The sequence below is a fragment of the Mucilaginibacter sp. AK015 genome (assembly GCF_014200785.1).
In the GTDB taxonomy this organism is placed as follows: Bacteria; Bacteroidota; Bacteroidia; order Sphingobacteriales; family Sphingobacteriaceae; genus Mucilaginibacter.
Genome location: NZ_JACHCV010000001.1, coordinates 1396147 through 1415155, shown reverse-complemented (window position 1 = coordinate 1415155; position 19009 = coordinate 1396147). Strand labels below are relative to the sequence as shown.

General features: G+C 48.0%; 15 protein-coding genes. 13 read left to right on the top strand and 2 right to left on the bottom strand.

Annotated elements, in window-relative coordinates:
- The first annotated feature begins 38 nt into the window (after positions 1-38).
- The 7 genes from HDC91_RS06260 to HDC91_RS06230 are packed head-to-tail and all read left to right on the top strand — an operon-like array spanning position 39 to position 12950.
- Entirely contained in the window at positions 39-1991 is a 1953-nt protein-coding gene (locus tag HDC91_RS06260; RefSeq protein ID WP_183549407.1) for a hypothetical protein, read from the top strand.
- Positions 1988-2803, top strand: a complete 816-nt coding sequence (locus HDC91_RS06255) for a hypothetical protein (RefSeq protein WP_183549404.1) — start codon at positions 1988-1990, stop codon at positions 2801-2803. Before HDC91_RS06260 ends, HDC91_RS06255 begins: the two co-directional genes overlap by 4 nt.
- Before the next feature lie 55 nt (positions 2804-2858).
- Complete coding sequence (locus HDC91_RS06250; protein WP_183549402.1) at positions 2859-3776, top strand: hypothetical protein; 918 nt, start codon at positions 2859-2861, stop codon at positions 3774-3776.
- Complete coding sequence (locus HDC91_RS06245) at positions 3766-5124, top strand: ATP-binding protein (protein WP_183549400.1); 1359 nt, start codon at positions 3766-3768, stop codon at positions 5122-5124. Before HDC91_RS06250 ends, HDC91_RS06245 begins: the two co-directional genes overlap by 11 nt.
- Positions 5125-5136: 12 nt before the next feature.
- Complete coding sequence (locus HDC91_RS06240; RefSeq protein WP_183549399.1) at positions 5137-5670, top strand: hypothetical protein; 534 nt, start codon at positions 5137-5139, stop codon at positions 5668-5670.
- A gap of 18 nt (positions 5671-5688) precedes the next feature.
- The gene (locus HDC91_RS06235; RefSeq protein ID WP_183549397.1) at positions 5689-9573 is read left to right on the top strand and encodes a DUF4157 domain-containing protein; all 3885 of its coding nucleotides are present in this window, start codon (positions 5689-5691) and stop codon (positions 9571-9573) included.
- A 53-nt stretch (positions 9574-9626) separates the two neighbouring features.
- Positions 9627-12950 carry a hypothetical protein gene (locus HDC91_RS06230; protein WP_183549395.1) on the top strand — a complete coding sequence of 1108 codons (3324 nt, stop codon included), beginning with the start codon at positions 9627-9629 and terminating at the stop codon, positions 12948-12950.
- Positions 12951-13346: 396 nt separating this feature from the next.
- On the opposite strand, the gene HDC91_RS06225 is transcribed toward HDC91_RS06230, so the two are convergent.
- Positions 13347-14057 carry an SDR family NAD(P)-dependent oxidoreductase gene (locus HDC91_RS06225; RefSeq protein ID WP_183549393.1) on the bottom strand — a complete coding sequence of 237 codons (711 nt, stop codon included), beginning with the start codon at positions 14055-14057 and terminating at the stop codon, positions 13347-13349.
- Between the two features lie 36 nt (positions 14058-14093).
- Between HDC91_RS06225 and HDC91_RS06220 the strand changes: the two genes are divergently transcribed.
- From HDC91_RS06220 to HDC91_RS06210, 3 genes are all read left to right on the top strand, one after another.
- A complete protein-coding gene (locus HDC91_RS06220) occupies positions 14094-14468 on the top strand; it encodes a hypothetical protein (RefSeq protein ID WP_183549391.1) in 375 nt (124 codons plus the stop codon).
- Positions 14469-14639: 171 nt separating this feature from the next.
- On the top strand, positions 14640-15500 hold the full coding sequence (locus HDC91_RS06215) for an RNA polymerase sigma factor RpoD/SigA (RefSeq protein WP_183549389.1): 861 nt from the start codon (positions 14640-14642) through the stop codon (positions 15498-15500).
- Positions 15501-15509: 9 nt separating this feature from the next.
- Complete coding sequence (locus HDC91_RS06210; RefSeq protein WP_255476666.1) at positions 15510-16340, top strand: SDR family oxidoreductase; 831 nt, start codon at positions 15510-15512, stop codon at positions 16338-16340.
- A gap of 30 nt (positions 16341-16370) precedes the next feature.
- Here the strand turns inward: HDC91_RS06210 and HDC91_RS06205 are convergent, their stop codons facing one another.
- Positions 16371-16949, bottom strand: coding sequence for a Crp/Fnr family transcriptional regulator (locus tag HDC91_RS06205; protein WP_183549386.1), 579 nt, complete (start codon positions 16947-16949; stop codon positions 16371-16373).
- Between the two features lie 90 nt (positions 16950-17039).
- Between HDC91_RS06205 and HDC91_RS06200 the strand changes: the two genes are divergently transcribed.
- From HDC91_RS06200 to HDC91_RS06190, 3 genes are all read left to right on the top strand, one after another.
- Entirely contained in the window at positions 17040-17444 is a 405-nt protein-coding gene (locus HDC91_RS06200; protein ID WP_183549383.1) for a nuclear transport factor 2 family protein, read from the top strand.
- 264 nt (positions 17445-17708) lie between these two features.
- Positions 17709-18485, top strand: a complete 777-nt coding sequence (locus HDC91_RS06195; RefSeq protein ID WP_183549380.1) for an AraC family transcriptional regulator — start codon at positions 17709-17711, stop codon at positions 18483-18485.
- Between the two features lie 66 nt (positions 18486-18551).
- A complete protein-coding gene (locus HDC91_RS06190; protein WP_183549377.1) occupies positions 18552-18950 on the top strand; it encodes a DUF1398 domain-containing protein in 399 nt (132 codons plus the stop codon).
- Positions 18951-19009: the final 59 nt, after the last annotated feature.

Genomic DNA, 19009 nt, shown 5'->3' with positions numbered 1-19009 from the left:
TAACTAACAAAATTAAATGATCACAAAACAATAAAATTATGAACTCTTACAACGACAACTTGCATTCCAGTGTGGTTAATACGCTGCAAACGCTTGAGCTGGCCGAAAAAAGTCTCAAGTCGAACCTGGATGCTTCTATTTTCAGCCTCTATTATGCGGAAGGCGCAATTATTACCGCAAGTGAAAACCTAAATTTGGCAAATCTTAAATACAAAAGCCAGCAGAATATAAGTTCACAGGCGGTTAAAAACGCGAATATTGCCACTAACCTGGCGGCCGCTGCAACGCAGCAAAAAAATTATACGGCACAATCTGTTACCAATACCGCGGTTAGTGCGTCGAACATCCAGATAGCCTCAAACGCGGTAGTTAGGTTGGCCAGTGATATGGGCAGTATCTTCAGCATACTTAAAGCTGCCGATGCCGAAGGTGAGCTTTACCTCCAGGGCGAAACGGCTTACGGCTTAATAAATGCGACGGCTTACGATGCGGAAAAGTTGTCGCAAACCGCTATGGAGGCCTCTACCTATACCGCCGAAGTATCATCTAGCACGGTGGCTGATGAAGCGGCTGTTACAAATACCGCTATTGCCAACCTGCTGGCCGTTACCAACGCGGATTTCAGCGCTACTGCAGCAACTGTAACTGCGGACCATGCCGCATTGGCTGCCGCGGGCGCCACCGAAAAAGTGGCGGAAGGTACCCTTGAATCAAGCAACGCCGAATATTTTTCGGTAAGGTCCGCTTATCGTCTCAATAATCGGGAGCTTAATCTTAACCTTACAGTGGCCAACAAAACCAGCATATCTTACGACGTGTACTTTAATTATTATAATGCGCCGTTCAAGCCGGACAAAAACCATTCGGCATCTGAAAAAAACGAAACAACTGTTGACAGCTACCCCGTGCAGCATTACTATATCATGCTGGTAAAGGATAGCAAGAAGCAGGTGTTTACGATATCAAATGCGGAGAATTTGGTATTGAACCATAAACAAAGGAAATTAGTTACGTTGCCAGCAACACCTGCCAAACGACTGATTCAAACGACCATTTCTATAGATGATTTATTAGATTCTGACGGACAGCCGATGCAGCTTGGTGCTAAATACGCGGTTTTTGTATTTGCCCAGCTCAAAGAAGATTATAAAAAACTCATCAATAATTTTGATGATTATCTGTCGGCACCTTCAGAGTCCTTCGCGTTAACGGTCGACCTGGTGAGTCCCGGGCCTAAAGCCATAGGCTACAAGGATGGAGAAGTTACGTTTACGGTAGTTGAACCAAGCGGTGTACCTGTGCAACACCGGGTAATATATTTACCCGATAACAAAGGGCTTATTAACGGATTGCTATCGGTAGAAGGGCTGCGAAGTATTGAGAAGGAAGTATTAAAGCTGGAAATGATAGCCGATAAATACGATCCGCTTATATCAAACCTCGAAGCACAATTACTAACGCTTCAGGCGGATATGAGCGCCACATCTGAACGGCTTGACGCCACAAACGAAGGGACAGCGGCGCCAACTGCTGATAAGGCGGGTGCCAAACCCGGCTCGTCCGACCAAAAGGCGTTAAGCAATACCAAAGCGGAATATACCCGCCTTAGGCATGAACTGACAAAAGCCCGTAAAGAAAGGGATAACGAGATGAAAGCCATTACGCCTGCCAAACAGGAACACCCGGGCTTTTTCTTCAATACCAAAATAGCCGAACAGGTATCATTTGCAAATTATACCGTAGTTCATCCTTCCAAAGACAAGGAAGAAGTGAAAAACGGCGTTTTTCATGTGAAGATCGATTCGACGGTTACCGATAATTTTGGCGATCCGCTTATACCGGGATATCATTACATACCGGTGGTGCTAACGGTGCCCAACGTGCCTGAAGAGGATATGGTGCAGTACAAGAACGCGCTGTCGGAATACGCCAAAACAAAACCTTTTAAATATGAAATAAGTTCATCAAACCCTAAATCTGAAACCATATGAGCACTTTATTAATGCCCCCTGCTAAAAGGTACGGGGTCACCGAAAAGAAAAAATCTGAGCTTGATGCTTTGACCCTACAGGTAACCGACGCGCAGTATAGTGTGCAGCAGTTGCAGGCTATTGTAGATTCGCTTACCGTTAAGGCGGCAAATTTCCAGGCGTATCTTGTTACGAACGATAATAACAGGGTGCAGGCGCTCAATAATAAAAACCTGGTAACGCAAATAGTTCAATCGGCCACAACCTTGCAGCAAAATTCAGAAACGGCATTCAACGCCATCGTAATTGCCGACGCGAAAACCCGGGACGTAGCCGTTGGGGTGAAAGCACTGATAGATAAGTTGATCTACGCAGCGGAGGTGATCAATAAGCTGTCGAATCTTATTATCAGGAAAAAAGCGCTCAACCCTTTGATCAATGATGACCTGGTCACCCGTGTCAGCACTGCGGGTGCCGATGCCAATAATGCGGTCGCCTTAACACTGGTGGCGTTGCAGTCGGCTTATGCTGCGCAGGCATCAAACTTGCAGTCGGAAGCGGCATCGGCGCTGCAATATACGCAGGCCATGAAGCTGTTTGACGTTTTAACGGTTAACGGTGCAGATTCGAAGGATACATCGAAATCTATCGCTACGCTGCTGGACGAGACTTACGAGAATGCCAAAAAAGCTTACGATCAGTCGCTTAAAGCGTCAAATGCTACTAACCAGCAACTGAGCGAGGCAACGGCAAATCTTGTTCAGGCACAAATCAAGCTTCGGTCGTACCAGCTTGGCCTTGCTGCTGCCAACGCAGCCGCTTTAGCTTCTTAAGTACCGTCATCATTCGCTCCCCGCACCGGGGAGCGAATTTTAACACATCCAGTATATGAACGATCTTTTCCATAAATTCTATAGGAGCTTTTATTTGAAAACCGGTGGATATGTCCCCGCCAAGCCTTTGAGCCAGCCACTTTACCCCGGCGATTTTTTTCAGATACGGAATGGTGAAATGGTAGTGCTTGGGAATATTTTTTTTAGCCATATCATCGGGCCGGAGGATGTAAACATCAGCTACGACGAGCACCTGAACGGCGCCGAGTGGAAGTTTGAAGACGGTGTAAGCCGGCCGTACTCGGGCAGGAGCAGCGGGCATGGAGCTGGCCCCGGCGAATTCGAGTTTAGCAAGCAGGTACTTGCCTTCGCCGGTTATGGCAGCTTTGTATTCTCATCCGCTGACCGTAAACTGGTGAGGATCGCCAACTGGAGCGACCTGCAGGATCAACTGATCATCAAGCTTACGCAGGTTTACTATTCCTTCAGGGAGGTATTTGTTATAACAGAAAGCGCAAGCACGGCGCATTGGAGCCTGGCCGTTGGCGGCAGCCAGGATGCGGAACTTGAAATAGCGACCGCCACGGAAAATTTTGGCCTTGTGGATATTTTTGGTCACCCCGATGTGCGCACTATCCAGTCTAAAAACGTGGAGTATTACCACATGGAAAAGCAACGACGGCCGGCATTTTTCCGCGCTAAAAAACTGGTGGTACAGGACGAAAAGATCGGCGTGTTTATCAACGAGTTAATACTCTACCGCCGAAAGCACCAGGAGTGGGCGCTGGGATTTTATGAACAGTTCGACACGGATTCGGTGTATATACACGCCCTAAGCGGTAATCCCGGATACAGTTTGCTCGATTCGCTGCGCGCTAATGAGCTGAACGCCAATACCGCGCTGCTGTATTTTAAATGGGCCGATATGAACCTTGATGACGTGGAGGCATTATTCCCCAGGTATGGAAACTGAACCTTTTTTAAAAGATATACAAACCGAACTTGCATGGCTGCAGGAAGTTATTCAGCAGGCCATAGGGTTTTACCTCTTACACGAGGGTTATGATAAGAACTGGACCGCGTTACCCGTGCCGGACCTTGCCGGTTCGGGATCGCCGTATGCAGATACCGTAAACGGATGGAACCTTACCGCATGTCAAAGAATTGCCCTGGCCCTGGCCATGGCGCCACATATACGCCCGGAGATACTGGACGTATTTTATGGTCGTAACCAGTTAACCGACAGGCCCTTTACCGAGTTTGGCGGGTGCCCGGAAAAAGGCCACCCGGGTTTTATTCCTTCGGGGCAAACGCTTAGCTTTTTATTAACCGCCAACGATGTGCTAAAATCAGCCGAGTTGAGCAGGGTGCTGTCGGACGAAAGCGTACTGATAAAAGAGAAAGTTATAAGCCTGGCCGAGCCGGACGAAGGGCTGCCCGCGCTTGACGGGCACCTTATCATGAGTAAAGAGTGGGTGCGATATTTTATTACCGGCGAAAAGACGGCCCCGTCGTACGACCCGGCATTCCCGGCGCAAAAAATATCAACCCCGATGGAATGGAGTGATGTGGTGCTTGACCACGTCACGCTAGCCCAGGTAAATGAAATAACCACCTGGCTAACGCACGGTGAAATACTGATGAAGGACTGGGGGCTTATCAATAAGATAAAACCCGGCTACCGCGTGCTTTTTTACGGTCCGCCCGGCACGGGTAAAACGCTTACCGCCACACTTATCGGCAAGCAAACCGGGCGCGATGTTTACCGGATAGATGTTTCGCTGGTGGTTGACAAGTACATCGGCGAGACGGAAAAAAACCTTTCGCGGATATTTGATATAGCAACGGATAAGGATTGGATACTGTTTTTTGATGAGGCTGATGCGCTTTTTGGCAAACGTACCGCCGCAAGTTCATCAAACGACCGGCATGCCAACCAGCAAACTGCATACCTGCTTCAACGGGTAGAAGATTATCCCGGCGTTGTGATACTGGCTACCAACCTTAAGGCCAACATGGATGATGCCTTTACGCGCAGGTTCCAGGGGATGATACACTTTGCCATGCCTGATGTGGATGAGCGCTACACATTATGGCAAAATGCTTTTTCGGGAAAATGCCGGTTGCGTCCCGATATTGATGTATACCGCATAGCCGAAGAGTTTGAACTATCAGGCGGAGCAATTATAAACGTTTTAAGGTATTGCGCTATGTCGGCCGTATCCCGGAACGATCATCTGGTAACACAGTCAGAATTACTGGCGGGGATACGCCGGGAATATAAAAAGGACAACAAAACATTTACGGTGAATATTTTGTGATCATAACGCCTTATGGCAAAACGGGCCTCTATACAACAAGTAAATAAAGCTGCGGACGGACCGCGCGGTGCAGGCAGTATTACGTTAAAATTTACCCTTATTTATCCCGTTTACAGCAGGCGCGACGTGGAATATAAGGTGCTTATTGCGGGGATGCTGAACGAATTGGTGCATAAGGGGCAGCTGGTAATTTACGGCTACCTTATAACGGCAACTGAGCTATATCTGGTGCCGGCTTGCGAAAAAAAAGATATCGGTGCCATACAAAAATTGGTTGCAGACGCTCTGCGAAAAATAATACGGCGTGATAAGGGTGCAGGCACGGCCATAACGAAGGTGATCGACTTATATCCGGCAGACCTGCGTGCCACCATGATGGAAGACGCCCAGGTAACGTCCCTTTTAACCGGCGGAAAGCTTAAATCTCCTTATAACAATTACTACTATGTTAAACTGCAGAAACAGGTGCAAACCGAGGAGTTTTCATCGGCGATTGAGTATATCGGCGGTGTTGGCCCGGTTGTAACGATATGTAAACCCAATTAAAAACCGCAGCCGCTCGTTATGGAAAGAAAAGCACCCCCTCAGCACCAAAACAGTAATAAGGATACCGTAGTTGTGCCGCACAATAAAGCCGGGCATACAGGCGCGAGCCATTTTTACTTGCAGGACCATCGCCTCAACCAGGTATTGCAAAAAAAGCAAAGCGGCGATCCTGCCGCTTCCCGGCCTGTATCGGGTAACTTCGGAAACGCTAAGGGTGCGGGGCTTCCCGGTCAATTGAAAGCAGGTATTGAGGGGCTTTCGGGTTTATCAATGGATGATGTAAAAGTGCATTATAACTCTGATAAGCCGGCAAAGCTAAATGCGCTGGCTTATGCTCAGGGTACAGTTATACATCTTGCCCCGGGACACGAAAAACACCTTCCCCACGAAGCCTGGCATGTGGCCCAACAAAAACAAGGGAGGGTAAAGCCAACCCTGCAAATGAAGGGTATACCAAACGTTAATGACGATAAAGGTTTAGAGCGGGAAGCAGATGTAATGGGTGCAAAGGCACTTCAGCGCATCGCTGGTTCACCTGCAGGTAACGCTTCATTAAGCGATCTTTCGCATTCAAATGTCACCCCCGGTATTATCCAGTATGTAATTGGGCCCGGCGGCATGCTTCATGCGGGCCGCCGGGTTAAAGGGCCGGGCAATGTTATCTATCGCATAATAGGGCCCGAGCAGTTTTTGGGTAAACTGAATTACCGGTTAAAGGACGATGATGGTAACGAAATCATAAGGCCGTTTGACGACGCCGCATTTAATTTAGTGCCTTTTGGCGGACCGATTAGCCTCCCACCATCATCCGATAAGCGTGATAAAGCATTGCACAGTGAAGATGAAGGTGGTTACGACAGTAGTGACGAAGAGAGCAGCAGTGAGTCATCCACAGGCGGTTATTCCTCTGATGAGGAAGAGGAAGAGGCTGGATCTCATGATGATGAGGAGGAAGTATTTGATGATGACGAGGAACAATTGCCTGACGTTGTGTCTGATGAGGAAATAGAGGTTGAAGAACCATATACGCCCAAGTCCTGGACGCTTGAGGAAATTTACAAAAGGCTGGCCGAAAGTACCATAGATAAGCCCTTGCACCGGGCGGAAATAGAAGATATAGAAAAGGCGGTGGAAGATAAAACGCACACGAGCCGCGATAAAAAACTAAGCCGCGACGACACCAGGAAATTAGGCGTAGCCATAGGCAAAGCCAAAAAGGACCTGCAGGATCACGCGGAGATGGATTATGTGCCTGATGTAAACAAAAAGAAACGCACAAGGACAAAAAAAAGCGATAAGATACCACCGTCGACTTTTAGCAACGAAGTCGACTCGGAGTCGAGCGATGAAGAATATGATCCGGATGTCCGCTTACGAAATTATGCGCTCTCCATGACTGCGGTTTCTAACCGGTCGCATGTACCTGGTTTAGACGAGATCGACCGACCGTTCAGAAACTTGGTTACCGGCTTGCCCCACGCCGACACCTATTTGGGATTATTTAAAGGCGGGCAGCTTGTGCCACGTAATGTTAACGGCGTGAGTAATGCCACCGGCATGAGAAAAAGAATGCGGGATGTTGAAGCTAAAATTAAACCCGAACTGAAAGAGAGGGACAAATTAATGCTTGAACTGGATGCATTAGGTAAGGGCAAAAAGCGTAAAGCAAAGAAAACCCGCAAAGAGCAAGAGAAAATTGATGAAATAAGGGCCTACCTGGCCGAAAAGATAAGGCCCCATGTAGAAGGCATATTATTTGGAAGCAGCATTAGGCCGGTGGAGGAAGATTATGCCGAAGCACGTAAACTGGTCAATCCCAGAAAAAAAATCAAAAAGGACCTCAGGCTTGAGGTTAATCCTTCTGCCGCGTCGCAAGTGCTAACCCGACGTCCGCCAACCAAACTCTCATCCGGAAAGGATTCACACACGCATGCCGAACAGGCATTGATCAGCACCCGCACCTGGATCAGTTTATTTAACAAACTGGTAAAGCAAATAGGTAGTAATAAAGATCAGCCCGAAAAGCTGATTAAGCTGTCGTTCAACACGCTGCAGTTGGTTTTAAACCGCTCTACCTGCGTTGGCTGCGCCCGCGAGTTAACCGTAGAGCTTATACGCTTTTGGCAAACCATAGCGCAGCTTACAGCTAAAAATACAGATTGGCGTGCAGCGAAGCAGCGGTACGAAGGTTACGTGAATTTTTTACTTGATTTTCCGGCTATCTACGAAATTGACGATGAGGAGGGTAGCGATTACGTAAACTTACAACGCATCATACTGGGCCTGCGGGATGCGGGCTGGACAGTCAGGATAACTACGGGGATAAAAGGCGGCAAAAAGAGCAATAAGAAAAATGCCCGGATTCGGGAGTTTGCGGAAAGTGTCTCCACAACCCCGATGTTTCACGCACAGGGCTGGAACCCCACAATAGTTTGTTTTGTACCTCCGAAGAATTTAAAAGGGCTTAAAGTTGTGCTGGTTAACGGCATCGCATATACGCTTACAAAAGACGGCAAATATTTAGCTGTTAACGGCGAGGCTGCTAAGCCATCAAATGTTGATGGCTATAAATTTGTGCCAACGGGCCTGCCTAATGTTTTAAAGAGCAAAAAACGGATCGGCGGCGGCGGGCCGCCGGGCGATCCCTCAGACGCATCATCATCTTCCGATCATTCATCATCCGAACATTCTTCTGATGACGAAGAAGAATCATCTTCGGGTAGCAGCAGCGAATTTGAGGAAGAGGAAGAGGAGTATTCTTCTGACCCCGAAAGTGATAGGTTTGATACCGGCCGGATAATGCACGAACAGAACACGTGCTACCTATCTGCATTGATACACCTGTTTGCCAGCCACGCGCGGCTGTCAGATCTGTTCAGGCCAACGCGTGTGATACCGCTCGAAGCCGGCCCTGATGCCAACTTGCTGATACGGCAGGCCGATCGCGAAAAAGGGGAGGCTATACAAATGGCAAGCCGGGTAGGCGAAGCGATACTTACACTGCGTGATCCGCGCGGCGTGGTCACCAAAAAAACCATGGCCGATATTATGACATTCCTAGGCCTTATCGGGGGCATAATTGATGCAAGCGCGCCGGTTGTTAAAACCAAAACGCCACAACCGAAAGAACTTGCCGGTAAAGCGACCGTGATGTCTGAAGAGATGATGGAAAAAGACAAAAAGGCCAGGACAGAAAAATCTATAGAAATTGCCAGGAGCCTCAGGCGGGACAAGATGACGTTTACAAAAAGATCCCGCCCCGCATCATGGGGCGTTCAACAGGATGCCGCCGAAGTCCTGGTCAAGATGTTATCGTACCTGCAACCCGGCAACGATCTGAAGTTACATTTGCAAAGCAGGCTCGGCCCTAATGCTGATGCCGGTTTTGCAGGAGGCACCACTAACATACAAGAATCTACACTTCAATTGCCTATAGGACGCGATACCAAGACCATACAGGATGCCTTAACTAAATTCTCGGCTGTTGAGCAGGTCAACGACTTTAAGCATGGGGGAGGCGACATCACGGTTGCCAAGCAAGTTAAGTTTACAAGCATGCCAACGATACTAACCATTGTTTTAAAACGGTTTAGTTTTAATGCTTATGGGGTAGGCCAAAAAATAACAAAGCGGGTAAAGGCGCCAACATTATTAACTATACCAGCCGTTTGTTTAGCAGGCGATCTGGAGGGGCAAGTTATACGGTACAGGCTGGTTCACTTTGTAGAGCATTCGGGCGGCTACGGGGGCGGGCATTACCTTTCGCACGTTAAAAACATGAGTGATGAATGGCACAAACATGATGATATGGGAGGTAAGAGGACCATGCATACTCAGGAAACATATAAGCAGGCCAAAAATCAATCATATATATACGTCTACGAAAAAGTGAACCGCTTTTGAAGCTAACTACGACGTTACACAACTACACAGTAGTTGAATAGATATTGCAAACTATGTATAAACAACCAACCAACAAGCCCGATCGTAAACCTCGTACTGTTCCCGGCGGGCAGCAAGGTACCGGCCGCGGCGTACTGCTGGTTGATAAACGTGACACTGTTGTTGACGCGTCGAAGCGAACTGTGCTCATACCCAAGACAACGGTTGGGTCGGGTAAAGGACCGGGTACTGTTGTTGATAACCGCCCCAAAACTGTCGTTGAGCAAACATTACAGCGAGGTACGGCAAGAGCTTTACCGTTAAAAGGCGTATCGAAAACGTTAACAAAACCCGTCATACCAGTACAAACCGGGGTGGTAAAGCCATCGGAGAAAAGTGAATCGGCAAAGGAACCGGAACGCTTGTTTGAAGGCGAATCAAAACCCGTTACAGCCGATAAAAGCGAGGTGGTTACAAAAAAACATGGTCCCGCAACCGAAGATCCCGGGTTGGTAAACTTTGTACACGAACTGCATGCTTATTTAGAATCCATGGGGCCGTTTACAGAAGATGACCGCGCGGGCATAGAAGCCCTGCTGGGCAGGATATTGGAAGGTTACCCTACGCTCTCGAAAATAAAACCCACCCTGACGGCTAATATACTTGGCGGAATAATATTTTACGGCGCGGATGATATTGCCGATCCACCCTCGCAGGAAGAACAGCTTGCCCAAAAGCACCTGCAGCCTATGAATACGCTTGGCGATGGTAACTGCTCTATACATGCCCTTTTAGGGGAGGACAAGGACGGCACGCTGATATGCGATGCCGCGCAGCAAACCAGGGAAACGCTTGCAGACCACTATCAGGCAGGTACGCTCCACCCTCATGCTATGGCTAAAATGGACCTGGCCCGCCAAATTACCATCAGGAAGTTTGCCAATAACTTGCTGACAGATCATACAGAGGGTATGCCCAGCATCGCCGCTACAGAGGACGATCCAAAAGAAGAAGAAGGTTCAAACGAGAAAAAAATAAGTGATAAACAGCTTAAAGAAAACTTGCTCAAAGCTATACATCAGGTAAACGCAGGGCATTATGCGCAATCGGTTACAAAAAAAGTGCAGGATACAACTTTTAATGATATGATCAACGGGGTGACGGGCGATGAAGTATTAGGTATTTTAAAGGCCGGCGGGATACTTAGTGAAGATGATACGGTAGCGGCACCTGACTTAAGCCCCCAAAGTGTTGAGGCAATACTGCCCGCCAACATGAAACACAAAGCCGAATCGATATATTGGCTGCTTAAGCCTTATATAAAAGGAAAAATAAACAGCAACGCGTTTGTTGAGCGCGCCCTGCAAAACGATGCCGTTAAACAAGCCTACATAGCGCTGCTCAGGAGCCAGCACCATTGGCTGAATGCCGAGCAATTACAGGCGCTTGCCATACAGCATGGAAAAAGCATCCAGCTATTTGAGAACGACCTGATGGGCGGCCTGCAGGAAACCGATCCTTTTAATGTAGCCGACGACAGGCCGCTTATAAAAATATATTCCAGCGGCAGCCATTTCGAAAGGTTGGGCCCGCTGCAAGCAGATGCTGTACCTGCAAGGGAGAGAGAAACCACAGATGATGAGGCGTCGGCAGCGCCTGCAGAAGCCGACCCGTTCCAGAATGAAATGTATAACCGTGCCCGCACGCAATACCATAAGGAGTTTAGAGGACAAAAGAGAATCACAACCGAAAATTACCGTGCGCGGAAAGATCATGGTTTAGGGCACGGCATACGCGTGGCCGCCAGTGTATTGAGGCTCGTAAATGTCATCTCGCAAAAACATAAATTTAAATTTCCGCTTGATACGCAGCACCTGAAAGCGCTCTCGATGGCAGCACTATGGCATGACGCTGCAAATAATTCTGAAGATGATAAGCTTGCCGAGAACAAGCAGGGGGATTTATTTGTGGAGCAGCTACAAAAAGATGGTAAAGGTAAACTTCATAATAAACCGGTACCGCCTGCTTACCAGTGGGCGGCGGATTGCCTGAAATTAAAGGGGAAGATATCGGTAAGTAAAAAGCCCTGGGACCAGCTTACTGCGGAAGAGCAGGGAGCAGCGATTATAGCGGGAGCGGATTCGTATGAATATATACGCACCTATCAGGAGATGAAGAAAAAATACAGCTCTGGCAGAAACGTATTGGTAAATACCAACGCCATGGGCAAAGAGGAAGACGAAGCTCATTTAGAAGCGGTAATAGGTTTAATACAGGGTACCGGCGGTAATACAAGGGGAGGTGCCCCCAAGGGTACAAATCCCGAAGACCTGGCTGTTCCGTTTGAGTATCACGGAATACAATCGCTAATGGATCCGGAGAACCCTATAACTAAGGCTTTTGCACGTTTTGCGGGTAAAGGCCCTAAAGGACCGGCAAATATCCTGGGGCTCCTGCATAGCTTTAGCGCCGATATGCCGCTTAAAAGGCCTTCCACGCCTGTTGTAAAGCAGCCTGTAAAAACCGGTACCGTTAACCCCGATGAAACTGCTGATAAAAAGGTTGAAGTGGAGGTTGTTCGCAAAACAAGCAGCCCAGCTTTAAAGCCCGTTATCAATTTTACCCCTCGCGATGACAAGCGCACGCGCATACCGGCCTCCCAAAACAGCGATGGCTCTTATAACCAGGGCATAGCCCCGCTATTTAAAGCCGGGCGCGGAACAGCCCCGGCTCCTGTTGATGTTGGTAAAACACTTGCCCTAGTGCACGGTATAAGCACTCAACATATACCCGGCGCGTTCAAAAACGGGTTTCTGTCAAGCGCCTACACCCGCGAAGGCCCTCATGGTAATTACAGCCGCGATGCAGACAAAAACGGCGGGGGCGGCTTAGCTGTTTACACCAGGGCTGTAGGCACAAAGCATACTTCATGGCCTGCGTTTGGCCAGGGCGTTGGCAGCAGCATCAGTAAGGCGCAAATAGTTTTACGCCCCAAAATACTTATCGACATCCCGGCGTGGCGGCATAGTTCTACCGACCTGAAAGGTAAAGCCCCAGGGGTCACAGATAAAATGATAGGCGACAAAACACTCGATTCTTTTGATCTGTGGGAACAGCAGTCTGAAAGCGGAAGGAATAGTGCTTTCAATAGTACTGTGAATAACCCAGGCGGATTGGCAAATAACGAGCAGATCTTTTGGCACCAGATACCGTTGGCAGGTAATGTGATAGCTATTATCTGTAAGACTGAACAACATAAAAAGGATATCATTGAAAGCATCGGCGGTAGCCTCGAGGAGGGGTGCATCTTCCACAAGGGCGAAAAAATTCCGGTGGTTGTAGCCAGTGACGGAGCAACATTGGCGAAAACGCTGCCTAAAAAGACGGGTGCTAAATGAGGAGTACCGCCAGGCCGCTGTTTGTCCGGTTGACCGGTATGGTAGCTGCGGCTTCTACTTTGCATCGGTCAGGCGGGTAGCAGCTCCGGTCTTTGAGCTGACCTGGTATGCTCGTGAATGTCACAACTTCTTAAACTTCCACAACAGGCGGAGGGAAACAGGAGGGCGGATTGAACGAAGGAGATTTACGCGTTGTAAGCACAGCATATAAAACTGACAAACAGTTAAAGAAACCCCGGTATCATATAACGAACAGGATGCAATAGTACATTGGTAGTAACGAATTGACAATATTAGTTGGATTAAGCCTGAAACATTCGCCAGCGGCACCCTTACCAAGCAATTTACCGTTTATGGGATGGTATCTTAAGCGAGGTGAATAATTTGATCAGCTCTTTAAATTGAAATACCGGTCAGCCGGGCATATTCCGCCAGCAGGCGGTCCTGAGCAGCCAAACTATCCGCCGCCGGATTATAACGAGCAGTCTTTTTGTGGTGAAAGTATTGCCCGCTAACTAACGCGCCCGCATCATTGCTAACGGCCAGCCAAACCTGCGTTTGGTAACCTCGTTCCAGATCATCCGGCGCGCCCGCGCCGCCCATTTTGGTGGGTACCCAGCCCGGATCGACCGCGTTGGCATACACCTCCGGCCATTTTCTCGCCAGCGCTTTAGCTAACATCAGGATATGCAGTTTGGTATCGGAATAAGTTGGCCATTCCGTCCATTCCGCCCTGCCTGATAAATGCATTCCGGAACTCAGATAGATCAGCCGTTCAGGCTTGTGCATTAAAGCAGTTAATATATATGGCGCCAGTGTATTGACATGCAGCAATTGCTGTGCACTTGTTTGATAAACGCCGGCGTTATGGATTACCGCATCAAATGTACCTAACGCATTAGCCTTAGATGCCAACGACTTGGTGGCTTCCATATCGGCTAAGTCTGCAATGAGCACATCCTTCGCGCCGGGTACTTGTCTCAACGCATCTTTGCCACGTACTTCGTTACGGGCATGCAGCACCACTTCATGTCCCCGTTTGACTAATTCCTTAGCCGCCAGCTGGCCTAAGCCATCCACGGAACCGGTGATAAATATCTTTGCCATAGTATTTTATAACAACGCTAATTTATCTTTGTTGTAATGAAAAAGCCCATGCCTTTTGATTTTCTGCTGGATTACCTGCCTGCTAACGTGGTGATTAAGCCCGCTATCGGGATGTATTATATTTATTTTGAAGGCAAGATCGTCTTGATATCTAGATCGGTCCAGAAAAACCCGCAGCACAATGGCATCTGGATTGCCACCCAGCGGAACGACCATGCCAGCCTGAAAGCGGCAATTCCCGCGCTTAATGATTTTGAATTTGAAGACCACCTGACAGAAACCAATTGGCTTTTACTGCAAGCCGGACACGAAGATTTTGAGGAAGCCGCTATAGCTGTTTGCGAACTGGTAAGTAACCGGGATAAAAGGATCGGCAAGACCACCCCAAAAGCGGTCCAGCTTACTTCCTGACATCCAGATAACACTGTTTTTTATATTCGTGCTTATCTTTGTATGTTAAAGATCTAAAGCACCTTTATCCCGCAAGCACCAGTATTCACTGCGATCTCTCTGAGAACCTTTCTGCTCATCGCGTATGTTAAGGCATCGAATCTTTAACATTCACATTTAATATTCATATACATGAGGCAAATAAAAATAAGTGAGTCGATCACCAATCGGGAAAGCGCATCGTTGAATCAATATTTGTCTGATATCGCAAAGATTCCGATGGTAACTCCGCAGGAGGAGGTGATCTTAACGCAAAAGATCCGTGAAGGCGACCAGGCCGCATTAGAGCGGCTGACCACGGCAAACCTGAGGTTCGTGGTTTCGGTAGCCAAGCAATATCAAAGTTCGGGATTAACGTTGGGCGATCTGATCAATGAGGGCAATGTGGGGCTGGTTAAAGCCGCTAAGCGCTTTGACGAAACCAAAGGTTTTAAATTTATATCCTACGCCGTATGGTGGATCCGCCAATCCATCCTGTCGGCCATTAATGAGCAATCACGTATGATCCGCTTGCCATTAAACAAAGTTGGCGACCTGTCCAAAATTGCCAAAGCCGCATCCGCTTTGGAACAGCAATTTGAACGGCAGCCAACTCCCGAAGAGCTGGCAGAAAGCCTGGAGGTCACCGCTGAAAAAGTAAGCGATGTATTGGGGCATTCCGGCCGGCATATTTCCTATGATACGCCATTTTCGAGTGAAGATGATAATACTTTACTGGATGTGCTGCAAAGCCCCGAGCCTGGAACCGATAAAGCGCTGATGGCCGAATCCTTGTCTACCGAGGTGGGGGAAAGCATGCGCATACTGGCTGACAAAGAAAGGGATGTGCTTACCTTATTTTTTGGTTTAGGCGACGGGCAACCGCGTAGTTTGGAAGAGATCGGGGATAAATATGACCTCACCCGCGAACGTGTCCGGCAGATCAAAGACAAAGCGCTGGCCAGACTTCGGGCCAGTTCCCGCAGCTGGGTATTGAAAGGGTACCTGGATTAAGGGAAATACTTGATATTTATCAATGCCATTTCTTATTCGACATCAATGGTCAGCCCGGCGCAATGGTGCAATTTTGTGATATCAAAAAAAGAAATCATGAAATTAACAAATAGAACAATCCTGGTTACTGGTGGTAACTCAGGTATCGGTTATGAAACAGCCAAACTTTTGATCAAACAAGGTAACAAGGTGATCATCACCGGCCGCGATGTAGCTAAACTGGAAAAAGCCGGTGCCGCATTGGGTGCCGACATCATCCCGGTGGATGTGACCAAAGCAGAAGACGTGGCAAGCCTGGTCGCTATAATCGAGGCATCTTATAGTGAGCTAAGCGTACTAATCAATAATGCCGGTGGCGGCAAGGTTTACCGCTTAGGGGAGGTGGACCAGACACTGAAGATCGCCAGAGAAGAATTCGATACCAACTATTTCGGTACCATCCGTTTGACCGAAAGCCTGTTGCCGTTATTGAAAAAACAGCCCGAAGCCGCCATCGTTAACTTAGGTTCCAATGTCGCTTTCCATCCCCTGGTCGTATTGCCGACCTATTCGGATTCTAAAGCCGCATTGCATTCATATACTATCGCGCTGAGACTAACTTTGGCCAATACCAGCAACATCAAATTATTTGAGGTATTCCCATCACTGATCGATACTGAAGGCACCAGGGCATTGGGACTGAATGACGGACTGCCCGCAAGTGTCGCTGCGGAGAATATTGCGGAAGGGATTGAGCAAGATCATTACGAAATATTTGTGGGGGAAGCTGGCAAACAACGCACAGCCTTCCTGGCCGACCCTGAAGCCGCTATCCTAAGCTTTAATAAAGGCTTGATCTAAAACGCAAAGCCGTTCCTTCGGGGGGCGGCTTTACTTTTTAACCAGCTGTTTCCTGATCCGGCTTAGGGTTTCCGCCGTGATACCCAGATAAGAAGCGATCATGTTTTGCGGTACGCGCATCACCAGGTGCGGGAATTTCTCCAGGAAGCTTAGGTATTTTTCTTCGGCGCTGGCACTGATAAAAGTATGAATGCGGCTCTGGGCCACGCGGAAACTTTTTTCCAGGATCGCACTGACCATGTTGTGGAACGCCGGTATTTCCCGGTATAACTGGTCGTACTTTTCCCGGCTGATCAGCGCCACTTCTGAATCTTCCAGTGCGTCAATATTGTATTCCGATGGCTTACCGGTCTGCAAACTTTCCCGGTCTCCCGTCCACCAGTTTTCCACCGCGAAGCTCAGAATGTGTTCGATACCTTTCAAATCAACCGAATAAGTGCGTAAACAACCTTTGGTCACGAAGGCATTATATTTCCAGACGTCGCCCTCCTGTAACAGGTACTGCCTTTTACGCACTTTTTTAATCGCGGCGGCAGCGGTAATGGTATCGAGTTCGGTTTCTGTAAAATTTCCTTTTTCCTGTAAATAGTTTCTAAAGACGGCTATCACGCTTTAAAGATAAAAATTCTTGATCTATGTCAAATGCTTTCTTATCCTATATCAATGTACCGGCCGTAAACGACGGCGGATATTTGTTCTATGAAAACAGCCAAAGAATTATTATTAGCCTATTTAGAAAACATCGGCAACCCTGATCTTCAGATCGAACTGTTCGCTGACGATGCCGTATTCGAACTGCCTTACCTGGCCAGCCTGGGCATACCGGCCCGCTGGGAAGGACGGGAAGTGTTATATGACTTCCTGAGCAACCTGCCCAAAACTTTCCCGGGATTTAAATTCAAAAACATCCGGATCCACATCGATACTCCTGACCAGGCTTTCGGCGAATATGAGGCCACCGCTACGATCGCTTCCAACGGCAAGGCTTACGCGCAACACTATATGGGCCGGGTGGTGGCCGAGAACGGCAAGGTCAAACTCATCCGCGAAGCGCTGAATATGGTGCCGGTGATACGGGATATCAAGGATATTGCGATAACCTAAAGGCGGTGGCGGAGAAACTGGCGAAGCTTCGGAATTAGAAAAGAGCAAAAGAAAGATCATATCAACCGCAGCCAGCAGACGCAGGGCTAAATTGAGCGTACGATTTGTAAATTTGCGATACTAATGACTGGCGATCCTGCCGGTCAATTGTGATAAGGTTCCTCTAAAAATAGATCGTTGCAAGGCCAAATTGCTTTGCAACGATAGCTTCTCGAAATATCGCCAACTCGACATCTAAAGTAAGAATCTGTATATTTAACAGACATGAGCTATCAGATTTGGCAACCCGTCGAGACCCTTAGGCCGTATGTGCGACATTTGGCAATTTCACGTGCGGAAAGCCCGGATACTTATACCGTATTGCCGGATACTTCGTTAGTCGTTGGGTTTCAGTTCAGTGGCCGGATCAGTCATCTTGCAGAAAATATCGAACGATCACTTGATGTAAGTGGCATCACGGGTCTGTTGGACCAGTACCGCATTTTTAAAAATACAGGTGGTACGAGTAGCATTTTGATCGTTTTTACTGAGACGGGTGCTGCTGCCTTTCTGGCAACACCGTTGCATGAACTCTTTGGGCAAAGTCTCTCCCTGGAGCATTTTTTTACCCGTGCTGATATAAACGAAACCCGCGAGAAGCTGGAAGCTGCCCGAACCGACAATGAGCGCCTCAGGATCGTGGAAGCTTTCTTGCTGCGGCAACTAAAAGAGCTGAAAGCAGACCAGATGGTCGCGGTAGCGCTTCATTATATTTATCAGTCAAAAGGCACCATCCGTATAACAAAATTGGCTGAATTGCTGCATTCCAGCCAAAGTCCCTTAGAAAAGCGCTTTCGTGCGCTGGTAGGTGCCTCACCTAAGAAGTTTGCCGGAATAGTACGGGCGCGATACGTGCTGGATGCGCTAAACAAAAACGACCAGGACACTGCGGAATACCTCTCGGCTTTTTATGATCAGGCGCACTTTATCAAAGACTTCAAAAAATTCAGTTCAATGACACCAGAACAGTACCTCAGAATGCTCCGTCAAGGGAAGAAATAAACGATTTTTTACAATACCCGCCGCCTTACTCCAGCTAATTTTGATTAATTAAAAAAGGAGAATATTATGTTTACATTACAGCAAATGAAGGCAGCTCATGCCAAAGTAAAAACGGGCGCTGACTTCCCGTGCTATGTTCAAGAGATCAAAGCACTGGGATTAAAACGATACACTTATAGCGTCACTGACGGCACAACCACCTACTACGGTGAAAACGGGTACCAGGTACCTGGGCCAGCTATTTATGAGCCTAAAGTCATAAATCCAGTTGCTTCTCCGGAAAAGTTACGTTATTTTATTGAGATACACCAGCAAGGCCAAACAGATTTTCTTACACTCTGCGGGCAAGTGGCTACAGCAGGTGTAAGACAGTGGGTGGTTGATACCGAACGTATGCTTTGTCTATATGAAGATGCTGATGGTAGAGAAATGGTAGTGGAACCTATACCGGACACTGGTTACTGATCGAAGCGACTTTAAAGGCTCAATTTCAGCTTCACATACAGCCGCGACAATGCATCACA